At 66.3% G+C, this 12,817-nt stretch carries 9 protein-coding genes; 4 read left to right on the top strand and 5 right to left on the bottom strand.

Annotated elements, in window-relative coordinates; all coding sequences use genetic code 11:
• Positions 1–535 precede the first annotated feature (535 nt).
• A complete protein-coding gene (locus tag TZ00_RS12220; RefSeq protein WP_238579678.1) occupies positions 536–940 on the bottom strand; it encodes a hypothetical protein in 405 nt (134 codons plus the stop codon).
• 357 nt (positions 941–1,297) lie between these two features.
• Here TZ00_RS12220 and TZ00_RS12215 point away from each other — a divergent pair, with 357 nt between their 5' ends.
• Both TZ00_RS12215 and TZ00_RS12210 read left to right on the top strand, forming a co-directional pair.
• The gene (locus tag TZ00_RS12215) at positions 1,298–2,719 is read left to right on the top strand and encodes a 3' terminal RNA ribose 2'-O-methyltransferase Hen1 (RefSeq protein ID WP_044442113.1); all 1,422 of its coding nucleotides are present in this window, start codon (positions 1,298–1,300) and stop codon (positions 2,717–2,719) included.
• The gene (locus TZ00_RS12210) at positions 2,716–5,271 is read left to right on the top strand and encodes a polynucleotide kinase-phosphatase (RefSeq protein ID WP_044442112.1); all 2,556 of its coding nucleotides are present in this window, start codon (positions 2,716–2,718) and stop codon (positions 5,269–5,271) included. Before TZ00_RS12215 ends, TZ00_RS12210 begins: the two co-directional genes overlap by 4 nt.
• Positions 5,272–5,305: 34 nt before the next feature.
• Here the strand turns inward: TZ00_RS12210 and TZ00_RS12205 are convergent, their stop codons facing one another.
• The 3 genes from TZ00_RS12205 to allB are packed head-to-tail and all read right to left on the bottom strand — an operon-like array spanning position 5,306 to position 9,026.
• Positions 5,306–6,712: an amidohydrolase family protein gene (locus tag TZ00_RS12205; RefSeq protein ID WP_238579677.1), complete on the bottom strand. Its 1,407-nt coding sequence runs from the start codon at positions 6,710–6,712 to the stop codon at positions 5,306–5,308.
• Positions 6,713–6,719: 7 nt separating this feature from the next.
• Positions 6,720–7,625 carry a factor-independent urate hydroxylase gene (gene pucL / locus TZ00_RS12200; protein WP_044442110.1) on the bottom strand — a complete coding sequence of 302 codons (906 nt, stop codon included), beginning with the start codon at positions 7,623–7,625 and terminating at the stop codon, positions 6,720–6,722.
• A 39-nt stretch (positions 7,626–7,664) separates the two neighbouring features.
• The gene (gene allB, locus TZ00_RS12195) at positions 7,665–9,026 is read right to left on the bottom strand and encodes an allantoinase AllB (RefSeq protein WP_044442108.1); all 1,362 of its coding nucleotides are present in this window, start codon (positions 9,024–9,026) and stop codon (positions 7,665–7,667) included.
• A gap of 176 nt (positions 9,027–9,202) precedes the next feature.
• Between allB and TZ00_RS12190 the strand changes: the two genes are divergently transcribed.
• Positions 9,203–10,246 carry a methylenetetrahydrofolate reductase C-terminal domain-containing protein gene (locus TZ00_RS12190; protein WP_084606078.1) on the top strand — a complete coding sequence of 348 codons (1,044 nt, stop codon included), beginning with the start codon at positions 9,203–9,205 and terminating at the stop codon, positions 10,244–10,246.
• 37 nt (positions 10,247–10,283) lie between these two features.
• Here the strand turns inward: TZ00_RS12190 and TZ00_RS12185 are convergent, their stop codons facing one another.
• Complete coding sequence (locus TZ00_RS12185) at positions 10,284–11,531, bottom strand: citrate/2-methylcitrate synthase (protein ID WP_044442106.1); 1,248 nt, start codon at positions 11,529–11,531, stop codon at positions 10,284–10,286.
• A 121-nt stretch (positions 11,532–11,652) separates the two neighbouring features.
• Between TZ00_RS12185 and TZ00_RS12180 the strand changes: the two genes are divergently transcribed.
• Positions 11,653–12,798, top strand: coding sequence for a citrate synthase (locus tag TZ00_RS12180; RefSeq protein ID WP_044442105.1), 1,146 nt, complete (start codon positions 11,653–11,655; stop codon positions 12,796–12,798).
• Positions 12,799–12,817: the final 19 nt, after the last annotated feature.

Here is a 12,817-nt window from a genome sequence, read left to right as displayed (position 1 = left end):
CTTGGGGCAGCTTTTGGAGGCCTGGACCGCCGTGGTGGGCCATCGGTATTGCTTTCGTAGTTGTTTTCGTCAGCGTGTTCTCTTATTTGGCTGGTGGGAGCCGCCCGGAGGGATCCAAGTCGGTCCGCGATGAGACCTGAACAGATCTACGATGAGGCCGGCGACATCCTTCACCGAAACGTCGAGCTTGGGTTCGCAGACGATGAAGAGCGTGTGGGACGGGACGTCGATTGTTCAGCAGTCGAATCCGGCATCCGGAACCAGCACCCTGATGCGCGACGCCTTCGGTGAAGTCGCGTTGCAGACCGCGGACGGAAAGGACGCCTCCTGGGCGCTCCTCGACGGACTCGGCACCACCGCAGCGCAAGCCGTTGGCGGGTCGGTTGCGCAGTTGTCGACGTTCGATGACTGGGGCACCCAGTCCTTAGACACGATCGGTTGGAACTCGGCGAGTTGGCAATCCCGGGAACCCCTCGTCCGAGGAACTGGCGGCTCTCCATCTCGTCATAGCAACGCTTGCTCTAGGGCCGAGCCACTAGACCCCCAGGTCTTCAAACGATTCCTCGCCTGGACGCCAAACCATCCACTCGCGGTCGGTAAAACCGCTAAGCATCGCAATTTCGACGTAAACGTCTTCGACCTTCGGGTGCACTTTGATCGACCCGCGCTCAAACACGAGCACCAGGCCCAGACCGGTCCCTTCCCTAGTTTCGAGGACTGTACTAGGGATCAACCTCCTCAAAGCGTCGGCGTAGCCTCGATCTGGCTCGCGAAAGATCTCGCCGTCAAACGTGACCTCTGGCCACACATCACAGTTCAGGAACGGCTCATCATCCGTATTGCTGTCGAAGCCGAGCTGCAACCGATCCATGACGAAATTTACTGAATACATGCGGAACCCGACGAGTCGGGCTAGGAGCTCGTTGGGGACGTAACTCACGCGTCTTTCCTTTCACACTGGCGCTGGCTCAGGTCGGGCCATGGACACAAGACCGGAAGTGGAGTCTCCGACCGTGCCCGCAGCATCCGTGAGACTCCCGGACCCGGCCCGGCTCGAACGGGCAGCCACCCTCACCGACTGTGGGCTGGACGCATCCTTACCGGGTAGATGCGCCTTGGACGGGCTCATTTCCGAGACTAGCCAACGCTCGGTCCGGAGAACGAGCGGGAACACACCAATGACGCAAACTCTGTCGCGTTTCCAACAGGTAGGCTGACAACGCGTGCGCGGGGGCATGCACGATGATCCGGGGGATTGACCGCCCGCCAACCTTGCCTGCCGCAAGTAAGGACTCACATGCTCGTCACCGTCACATCGACCGCACCCGATGCATCCAATCTGAGCCATCTGCTGCGCAAGCACCCCGACCGCGCCCAGGAGTTCTCGCTCGGAGTCGGCACGGCGCACGTCTTCTACCCCGAGGTCTCGAACGAGCGCTGCACGGTGGCGATGATGCTCGAAGTCGATCCCGTCGGGCTGGTCCGCGACAAGCGTTTTCAGGGCAGTGACGCCGCGACGCTGGGGCGCTATGTCAACGACCGCCCCTATGCATCCTCCTCGATGGTCGCTGTTGCGTTGGGGCAGGTCTTTCGCACGGCCATGAACGGAACGAGCGAGTCTTTTCCCGAACTCGCGGCATCCGCCCTGCCGCTCGAGATCACGGTCTCGGCCGTGCCTGCGCGGGGGCGCGACACCGCCGGCCTGGTCACCCGCCTGTTCGAGCCGCTCGGATGGCGAGTCGAGGAAACGCCGATTCCGCTCGACCCGCAATTCCCGGCGTGGGGAGATTCCGTCTATGTCGATCTGGTTCTTCGCGGCGATGTTCGACTCAGCGACGCGCTTCGACACTTCTACGTGATGCTGCCCGTGCTCGACGACGCCAAGCACTACTGGGTGTCAGACGACGAGGTCGGCAAGCTTCTCCGCGCCGGCGAGGGCTGGCTGCCTGATCACCCGGAGCGCGAACTCATCACGCGGCGCTACCTCGCGCACCAGCGGTCGATGGTCGACGAGGCCACGACGCTGCTGGCAGTGGATGCTCGACCACGCGATCTCGACGACGGCGCGGCTGGCGAGCAGGCTGCGCTGGTGCAGGCCTCGCGTCCCGCCCCGCTCGCTCCGCAGCGGGCGGAGGCGGTGCTCGCGGCGCTTCGAGACGTCGGCGCGCGTTCGGTCGCCGACGTCGGATGCGGCGAAGGCGCGCTGCTGAAGCGTCTTGTCGCCGATCCTGCCTTCACGAAGATCATCGGAACGGACGTCTCTGCCGGCGTGCTGATCCGAGCCGAACGGGCTCTCAACCTGCGCGAGGCCAGCGACCGCCTGCGCGAGAGAATCCAGCTCCTGCAGTCGTCGGTGACTTACCAAGACGACCGCATTGCCGGGCTCGACGCGATCGTGCTCATGGAGGTGATCGAACACGTCGACCTCGATCGACTTCCCGCTCTCGAGGCATCGGTCTTCGGGGCCGCGAGCCCGGGTGCAGTCATCGTGACGACACCGAACAGCGATTACAACAGCCAGTTCGAGTCATTGCCGGCGGGCGCTTTCCGGCACAGCGATCACCGCTTCGAATGGTCACGAGCTGAATTCGCGGCGTGGGCAGACGGAGTCACGGCGCGCCATGGCTATGTCGTCGAGCACCGCACCGTCGGCGAGGTCGCTCCCGATGTCGGGTCTCCGACCCAGCTCGCCCTCTTCCGAAAGGTGGTCGATCGATGACGCGTCTACCCATCCCCGACATGGCTCTCGTTGTGCTGGTGGGCGCCTCCGGCTCCGGCAAGTCGACTTTCGCCGCCACCCATTTCGGTCAGTTCGAGACTCTGTCGAGCGACTTCTTTCGTGGGCTGGTCTCGAACGACGAGAACGATCAGGCCGCGACACCGGCGGCATTCGAAGCCCTCAGATTCGTCGCAGGCAAGCGCCTCGATGCGGGTCTCCTGACGGTCATCGACGCCACGAACGTGCAGCCGGATGCGCGCCGCTCGCTCATCGCGCTGGCTCGCGAACACGACGTACTGCCGGTCGCGATCGTGCTCGACGTGCCCCAGAGCGTCTGCGTCGAACGCAATGCCGGCCGCACCGACCGGGCGTTCGGCGCATCCGTCGTGAAACGCCAGCACGACCAGCTGCGGCGGTCTCTCAAACACCTCGGCAAGGAAGGCTTCCGCCGGGTGCACGTGCTCTCGGGCGTCGACGAGATCGCGTCGGCGGAGTTCGTGCGCGAACCACTGCTCAACGACCGCCGCGAGGAGTCGGGTCCGTTTGACGCGATCGGCGATATTCACGGCTGCCGGTCAGAACTCGAGGCGCTGCTCGGCAAGCTTGGCTACGACCTCGTTCGAGACGACGCAGGGCGCCCCGTCGACGCGGTACACCCTGAAGCACGCCGCGTGATCTTCTTGGGCGACCTCGTCGATCGCGGCCCCGATGCTCCGGGAGTTCTGCGGCTCGCCATGGGCATGGTCGCGGCCGGTCACGCGCTGGCCGTTCCCGGCAACCACGAGGCGAAACTCGTGCGCGCCCTCGAAGGCAAGAAGGTTCAGACCACCCACGGTCTGGCCGAGACCCTCGCCCAGCTCTCGAACGAGACCGAGGAGTTCCGCCAGGAGGTTCTGCGCTTCTGTCGCGATCTCGTCGCGCATCTCGTTCTCGACGACGGCAGGCTCGTCGTTGCTCACGCGGGTCTCATCGAGAAGTATCACGGGCGCGCCTCCGGCAGGGTGCGGGCTTTCTCGCTGTTCGGCGACACAACGGGCGAAACCGATGAATACGGTCTGCCGGTTCGCCTGGCCTGGGCCGAGGAGTACCGGGGCAAGGCAACGGTCCTCTACGGCCACGTTCCGACTCTTGAGGCGGAGTGGGTGAACGGCACGATGTGTCTCGACACCGGATGCGTGTTCGGCGGCAAGCTCAGCGCACTGCGTTACCCCGAAAAGGAGGTCGTCGATGTGCCGGCCGAGAAGGTCTGGTACGAGCCTGTGGTTCCGCTCGGCGGGCCCGGCTCGGGCGGGGAACGGCCCGGCGAGTCTGCCACACGCGATCCGATACTCCTGAAAATCTCGGATGTGCTCGGCAAGCAGGTCATCGAGACGCGGGCGTTCGGCAAGGTCGGCATTCGAAAAGACAATGCCGCCGGAGCACTCGAGGTCATGAGTCGTTTCGCGACGGACCCTCGACGCCTCGTGTATTTGCCGCCCACCATGAGTCCACCTCACGTGTCGACGCGCGACGGAATTCTCGAGCACCCGGCAGAAGCGTTCGCTGCGTACCGGCGAGAAGGCATCGGCCGGGTGATCTGCGAAGAGAAGCACATGGGCTCCCGCGCCGTCGTTCTACTCACGCGCGACCCGGCACGTTTCGGTGCGCCGAACGGATGGCTCGGGGCGGTTCACACGCGCACTGGCAGGCCGTTCTTCGACGAGGCAACGACGAAGGAGTTCCTGTCGCGCCTCGATCGCGCGGTCGAGACCGCCGGGCTGTGGAGTGAACTCTCGACCTCGTGGCTTCTGTTCGATGCCGAGCTTCTGCCGTGGTCGCTCAAGGCAGATTCGATGATCCGTGAGCAGTACGCGAGCGTTGCGGCGGCGGCGACATCCGCTCTGCCCGCCGCGGTGCGCACGCTGCAGTCTGCAGTCGAGCGTGGAGTCGACGTTGACGAGCTGCTGACGCGCACCCAGCGGCGCGCATCCAATGCCGAGGCCTACCGTGATGCCTACCGGCGATACAGCCAGCCGGTCTCGGGTCTCGACGGCGTGCAGCTCGCACCCTTCCAGCTGCTCGCATCCGAGGGGGCCAGCCAGCTGGGCCAGGAGCACGTCTGGCACCTCGCCATCGCCGACAGGCTGGCAGATGCCGATGCCGAGCTGATTCGCCGCACGAAAAGAATCGAGGTCGACCTGGATTCGCCCGAGTCTGAGGCCGCCGCCACCGCGTGGTGGGAGGAACTCACCGGCGCCGGTGGAGAGGGCATGGTCGTGAAGCCGACGGCTGGCCTTGCTCGCGGAACCCGGGCTCTGGCGCAGCCGGGTATCAAGGTGCGTGGTGCCGAGTACCTTCGCATCATCTACGGACCGGACTACCTCGACCCCGAGAACCTCGCTCGCCTGCGCGACCGAGACGTCGGGCACAAGCGCTCGATGGCGCTGCGCGAGTATGCCCTCGGAGTGGAAGCGGTCGAGCGGTTCGTTGCGGAAGAACCCCTGTGGCGGGTGCACCAGGCGGTCTTCGGGGTACTCGCCATGGAGTCGGAGCCCGTGGATCCGCGGCTCTGACCGATAGCTCGCTCTGAATCGAACGAGCGCTCGACTACTGTGGCGGCACAGCCCGCCTGCCCTGCACGAACGTGCCCACGATCGCAGGCTCGCGCAGGCCCATAAGCAGTGCGAACAGCTCTCGGTCGGTGTCGATCTGTTCGTCGTCGGCACGCACTCGCCCCTCGAGCAGCATCGCGAGCGGCTCGCACTGGGACGGGTCGATCAGTAGAAAGTCTGCGTCTTTGCCCACGTCGAGGTTGCCGAAGCGCTCCTCCATGTCGAGCGCCCGAGCCCCGGCGAGGGTGCCGGTGAACAGCAGCTCTGCCGGATGCAGCGACACGCTCGCCTCGCCAGGCTCGCTGATGTGCACCTTGAACGCGTCGTTGAGCACCCTCGAGATGAGCCACTCATCGCCCGCGCCCACGTCGGTTCCGGCGGCGACGGTGACGCCAGAACCCGTCGTGCGCGTCCACGGCATCGTGCCCGATCCAAGGAACTGCTGCGAGGTCGGGCAGTGCGCGATCGACGATCCGGTCGCCGCGAGCCGGGCCAGCTCGTCGTCGGTGCAGTGCACCGCGTGCGCAAAGATGCTGCGCCGCCCGAGCAGCGTCGAACCGCCCACCTCAGACCCCGGCAGAAACCGCCCGTCGTACGTGTCGAGGTAGCTGTCCGTCTCGAAGACGGCCTTCACCGCGGCGATCTCTCCGCCCTCGGCGCTGTCGTTTTCGCTCAGATGGCTGTGAAAATACACGCCCGCGCCGCGCACCTCGTCGTACAGCTCGCCGAGCGCATGCAGCGTCTCGCGCGTGACCGACAGGCTGAAGCGGGGCACGATCGCGACCTGGATGCGCGCCGTCACCGCGTCACCGGTGTCGACGGCGTGCCACCTCTCGATCTCGTCGCGCACGAGCGCGATCGCCTCGGCCTCGTCCGTGATCAAGGCGGCTGCCGACTCCGGCCCCACGGTCTGGATGCCGCGGCCCGACACCACACGCAGCCCGGCATCCCGCGTGGTGCGGAAGAGGGCATCCTGCGCGTGCGGAAAAGCGGAGCCGAACACCATGGCGGCCGTCGTGCCGGCGGCGACGCGGCGACGCGTGAAGTCGCGCGCGATGCGCTCGGCGAACTCGGGATCGGCAAGCCGCGACTCGGCAGGGAAGATGCAGTTGTCGAGCCACTTGAGCAGCTGTCCGCCGCCGTACGAGTCGGTGGAGTACGTCTGCGGAAAGTGCACGTGCGCATCGACGAAGCCCGGCACGATGTAGCCGCCCCGGTTGTCGACGACGGATGCGCCCGCGAACGTCGACGGCAGCTCGGCGGCAGCGCCGATCCACTCGATCGTGCCGGAATCCGACACGACCAGCGCGCCGTCGGGAAGCGACACGAGGTGCTCTCGCGCATCCGCAACGGAGGGGGAGCCGGAGACATGAAAGATGTGCCCCCGGTAGATGGTGCTCACAGGCGGTCTACGCGAGGTTTGCCGCGGGTGTCCACGCGGGTCCGGCATCCGGCGCGTCATCGCGCATAACGGTGGCCTGGATGAGCCCGTAGGGGCGGTCGTCTGCGTGGAAGACCTCGTTGTTGTTCTCGACCCCGAAGGTCTCGAGGTTGTAGAGGAAGTGGTGCTTGTTGGGGGCCGAGAACTTGATCTCGGCGATGAACGGGTACTCCTCGAGCACGGCCTTGCCCATCTCATAGAGCGTCTGCTGCAGGGCCAGCGAGTGAAGAACCGCGAACTGCTTGATGAGGATGCGCTTCACGCCGGCGTACACGGCATTCCAGTCGAGCTCGGTCTCGGTGAAACGCCACTGCGCGACGAGGGCGGTGGCCATCACCCGGTCTGTGGTCGGTTCGAGGCGCGTGTATTCGTCTGTGAGAAAGCCATGGAACTCGCTGCCCGTCGACTTGAGAAGCACCAGATCTTTGAGGCCGCCGATGACCCACGTCTTCTGCTCGGCGCCCTTGCCCTCCACCGTGATGGAGGCGGTTCGCACCTCCTGGCCGAGGCGCACGAAGGTGTGCTCGTGCTCCTCGCCGTCGACGATCGCGTGCTCCCACGCGTACTCCTCGATCTCGATGCGGGCGCCCTCCACGGGAACGACGTCGTCGACGAAGTGGCGGGCCAGCTCGAGCCCGTAGGCCTCGATTGACTCGACGCCCTTCTCCTTGGCATACGAATAAGCCGTCTGCTTCTGCGTGTCGGTGGGCAGCACCTGCGACTGGTCGCCTACGAGGTGCGCGGCCGAGAAGTCGCCGCGCAGGGCCGTCGACACGTTCAGGTCACGGATCTCGTGGCGCGCGCTGTCACGCGTGATGCGCACGACGCGGTTCTCTGCTTTGCCATATTGATTGGGTCCGAGAACGATGGCCATTGGTGCTCCTGCGGTCGAGAGGGGTGAATGAAATCGGGATCAGGCGCGTGAGAGCAGCCGGCCGGTGGGGGTGGATGCGGCCGCGCCTTCGACGGCGCCTGACGTGTAGACCGGCACGCCGGCCAGCCAGGTGGTGGCGACCAGTCCCGTGAGCTCGGAGCCGTCGAACGCCGAGACCTTGTTCTTGTGCAGCAGTGCGTCGGCGCTCGCGGTGAAGGCGGCCTCCGGAGCGAATGCAACGAGGTCGGCGTCGGCGCCCACCTCGATGCGGCCCTTCTGCGAGAGGCCGGCAAAGCGGGCGGTCTTGGTGGACATCCACTCGACGACTGTCTCGAGCGGGATGCCGCGAGCCCGGGCGCCCGTCCAGACGGCGCTGAAGCTGAGCTGCAGGCCCGAGATGCCGCCCCAGGCGAGCTGGAAGTCGCCGTCGTGGGCGAACTTCAGCTCTTTCGTCGAGGGGGAGTGATCGGAGGCGACGATGTCGATGAGGCCCGACTCGAGTGCCTGCCACAGCAGCTCGCGGTTGCCGGCGTCGCGGATCGGCGGGCAGCACTTGAACTGCGTGCCGCCGTCGGGGATGCCTTCGGCCGAGAAACTGAGGTAGTGGGGGCACGTTTCGACCGTGATGGGCAGTCCTTCGGCCTTGGCCGCGGCGAGCTGCGGCAGGGCGCGGGCGCTCGAGAGGTGCAGGATGTGCGCACGAACGCCGGTGGAGCGCACCGCCTCGATGACGTGCGCGATGGCGTCTTCTTCGGCGAGGTCGGGGCGGCTCGAGACGAAGTCGAGGTAGTCGGTGCCGCCGTGGCTTTCGTTCTTCTCCAGCACGGTCGGGTCTTCGGCGTGCACGATGAGCAGGCCCCCGAACTCGGAGATCTCGAGCGCGGCGGCGAAGAGCTGCTCGGTCTCGAGGTGGGGGAACTCGTCGACGCCGGAGGGCGAGAGGAAGGCTTTGAACCCGAATGCTCCGGCGTCGTGAACCGACTTGAGCGATCCGAGGCTCGAGGGGATTGCGCCGCCCCAGAACCCGACATCGACGGTGGCCTGCGGGCCGGCAGCTTCGCGCTTGAGTTCGAGCGCCTCGACGGTGGTGGTGGGCGGGATGCTGTTGAGCGGCATGTCGATGATGGTCGTGACGCCGCCGGCCGCAGCCGCTCGGGTCGCGCTGGCGAAGCCCTCCCAGTCGGTGCGCCCGGGTTCGTTCACGTGCACGTGGGTGTCGACGATGCCGGGGATGAGAACTTGGTCGTCGGGCAGGGTGACTGTCTCTGCGGCGTCGAACGAGGCATCCAGGTCTGCGATCGCGACGATCACGCCGCTGGCCGTGGCGACCGATGCGGGGCGGAACTCGCCATCGATGAGTACCTTCTCGGCTCTCACGACCAGGTCGTACTGTTCTGCCATGGTGTCGCGATCTCCTCGTTCGTCGGTGGTTCTGTCGACGGATCAAGCCTACTGACGGGGTCAGAGCCGCCGAGGCCGGTTCGGAAACACCCGTGTTACACGCCGGAGCTAACATGAAATGTTCGCACCCCGTGAGATGAAACTCGTCGGGCCTGCGGCTCGCCGGAAGGACCCTCGTGGAATCGCTTCTCACCCCGTCTGCCGCGCATGCGGGCTGCCCCAAAAACATGGAGTACGGGCCCTGCGGCGGGGTCGGTTTCGACGGCAGCTGTGAGGTCGGAGACTTCCGTTGCGTGTTCCTCGACGACCCCCTCGTGACCTGGCACGGCGTCGTGCCGCCCGAGCCCGACGTCGTGCCGCGCTCATCCGGTGCCGCAGAGATGATGGTGTTGATGAAGTCGCGCCCGATCGTCGTCGCCGATTTTCCGGCGCGGGCGATGGATGCGGAATCGCTGGCCGAGTGTGCGGCCCTGCTCGCCGGCCCCGTCGATGCGACGCTCGCCGGCGATCACGGCACGGCGCGGGTGCAGTTCTCGCCGAGCTACCGCGCCTCGCTGATCCGCGCGGCGGGCCTGCAGGTCTGGACGGGCATAAACTGCCGCGACCGCAACCGCGTCGCCATCGAGGGCGAGCTCGTGGGCCTCGCGCACGTCGGCGTCGCCGGGGTGCACTGCGTGACCGGCGACCACACTCTGCTCGGCTCCCGCCCCGACGCGGCCGCGGTCTTCGACCTCGATTCGCCGCAGGTCGCCGCCCTCGCTCGGGCCGCCGGCCACCTCGTCTCGGTGGGGGAGTCGCCGACCACACCGCCCGTTGAGCTGCGCGCAGCCCGACTGCTCGAGAAGACGCGCGCCGGCGCCGACGTCTGCTTCGTTAATCACTGCGGCGGCGTGGATGCCGTGGGCCGGTTCGTGCGTGAATCGCACGACCTCGGCGTCACGGCCCGGTTCATCCCGTGCGTGCCCATGGTGACCGACCACGCGAGCGCGAGACTGCTGGAGTCTTTTCCGTCGCTCGTACTGCCCGAGAGCTATCTCGATCGCATCCTGTCGGCTGCGGATCCGCGCGAGGAGGGCATCCGGGCTGCGGTCGAGCTGAGCCTGGAGCTGCTGGAGATCGACGGCGTGGCCGGGGTGAACCTGTCAGGCGGGGCCGGGCATGGCCGCGAGGCGGAGTTCGCGATCGTGTTGGCGGAGACGGCGCAGCGCCTGGCCCTCTGACCGAGGAGGCTGGGCCGCCGCCGCATGCCGATCGACCTCAATGGTCTGCCTGAGGCGCCGCTCGGCCCGTGTAACGTGACTCGGGCCTCAGCCGTAGCGGCGTTTCGGCATACTCGGCAACGATGTGCGCAATCCAGCCGACGGTCCGCCCGACCGCGAAGATCGCCTGCCCGGAATCCGGGCGTAGGTCACGTGAGACGGCGAGAGCTGCCAGAGCGAGATCCACATTCGCGATTCGGGTCGTGCGCGAGCGCACCACGCCGATCACGCGACGTGCAGCGTCGACCCCGACTCTGTAGGTCGGTTCTGCGTCCATCAGCGCGAACAGGCATTGAGCGCGCGGATCTCGCTTCGAATACAGCACGTGGCCGAAGCCCGGGATGCCTGTCGTGCTCGACATCTGCCGGCGCAGGGCGACCTCCGGCGAGTGATTGAGAAGGACATCCGAGAGCAGGTCGACGGCGAGGATGCTGGCGCCTCCGTGCAGGACGCTGTCGAACGCGCCGAGGGCGGCACCGATTGAGGAGTAGGGATTCGCCCTGGCAGAGGCGGCGACTCGGGCGGCAAACGTCGATGTTGCCAGGTCATGGTCAAGCGACAAGACGAGAGCGGCGTTCAGAATGCGCAGGTCTGCTGGCGCGGGTGCCTCCGCCGAGAGCTTCGACCACAGCCGCGCGGCGAGGGGTGAATGTGGTGGCGGCTCGGTGCCGAGGCTGGGCAGGCAGTCGATCATCGCCGCGAGGATCCGGCGCCCGGTCGAGAGCACGATATCTGGAGCGAGATCGTCGCGCAGTGGATCCTGAGATCCCACGATCGTGACCGAGAGCGTCATTCGATCGATGAGCCTTGAGCGTGACCCGAGAACGTCTCCTGCCTGCAGGAGCCGTCGACGCAGCTCGTCGTCGGTGCCGTAGTCGTGGCTGGTGTGTGCCCCGTCGCCTCCCCACAGAAGCTCCGCCGCTTCCTCCAGCGAATGGCTCCGGGCGAGGTCGGTCGCTCTGCGCCCGCGAAAGTACAGATCGTCGTTCTCGATAAGGGTGAGGTCGGAGTCGACCACCATCAGTGGTCGGCCGGCCATGGTCGACCTGTCGGCAGGGCCGCTCGATCGTCCACGCGATCTGGTGTCTGCGAGCGATTCGACCTCGAGTGCGTCAAAGACCGAGCCACCCGACTCGCTGCGCACGCTTGAGAGCAGGCCGCGAGACACGTAGGCATAAAGAGTTGCCCGCTTGACCCCCAGCCGTGCGGCGGCCTGCGCCGCGGTCAGCCCCGGCAAGGTCTCCATGATTCGCTTTCCTGACTGGTTGATCAAATCAACATTGACTTGTCGAAAATCAATGTTGCTGGTGATCTGAACGTATCAACGACACGAGACGAACGGAACAGCGATGCAAGCGGCCTCCCGAATGGACGACACCCTCATCGACGTGCCTCATGGACTGACAAATGTCGTCGTCGCTGAGACGACTCTCAGCGACGTGCGCGGCCAGGAGGGTTTTTATCACTACCGGCAGTATTCGGCGACGGAGCTGGCGACAATGCGTTCGGTAGAGGATGTGTGGCGGCTTCTGCTCGACGGAGAATTACCCACGCCCGACGAGAGCCTGCGGTTCACCCAGGAGGTGCGTGACGCGGCGCGGATCTCGCCTCATGTGCACGACGTGATCCGTGTCGCCATTCGTGGGCCTCACGCCGATCCGCTCGCAGCGCTGCGGGTGGCGCTGGCCGCCGAGGGTCTCGATCGCGGCATGCGACCGCTCTTCGATCTCTCTCCGGCTGATCGCCGCCGCGACCTCGTCTCACTAGCCGCGAAGACGCCGGTCATCATCGCCGCGATCAGCCGCGTGGCGGCGGGAGAACTGCCGATCGATCCAAGGCCTGAGTTGGGATACGTAGCCAATTATCTCTACATGATTCGCGGCGAGGAGGCGTCGGCACAGCAGGTGTCCGCGCTCTCCTCCTACCTGGTCGCGGCCATCGATCACGGATTCAACGCGTCGACCTTCACAGCGCGCGTCATCGCTTCCACAGGGGCCGATGCCGCCGCCTGCCTCGTCGGAGCCCTTGGCGCCTTGTCCGGCCCGCTGCACGGCGGTGCCCCGAGTCGCGCTCTCGACGCGCTCGACGCCATCGGAACGTTGGAAAACGTCGATTCGTGGGTCGCGCAGAGGATCGCGGCGAACGAACGAATCATGGGATTCGGGCACCCGGTGTATCGAACCGAGGACCCGCGTTCGGCCATGCTCAAGGAGGTGGCGCGGCGCTTCGGAGGTGACCGTGTGGAACTCGCCATCCGTGTGGAGGAGCGGATACCCGTGCTCTTGGAACAACTGAAGCCGGGCCGAGCGCTGCACACGAATCTTGAGTGGTTCGCTGCCATCGTCATGGAGTTGTGCGAGTTGCCCCGGGAGCTCTTCACTCCTACCTTCGCGGCCGCCCGGGTACTCGGCTGGACCGCGAACGTGCTGGAGCAAGCTGCCGACTCGAAGATCATCCGTCCGTCTGCCCGATACGTCGGCCCCGAGGCGCCGGTTCCGGTTCCGGCCACCTGAGCCGCGCCGTTCTCGGGGC

It is taken from the genome of Agreia bicolorata, assembly GCF_000938265.1.
GTDB classification, from domain to species: Bacteria; Actinomycetota; Actinomycetes; order Actinomycetales; family Microbacteriaceae; genus Agreia; species Agreia bicolorata.
This window is presented reverse-complemented; position numbering and strand designations above follow the sequence as displayed.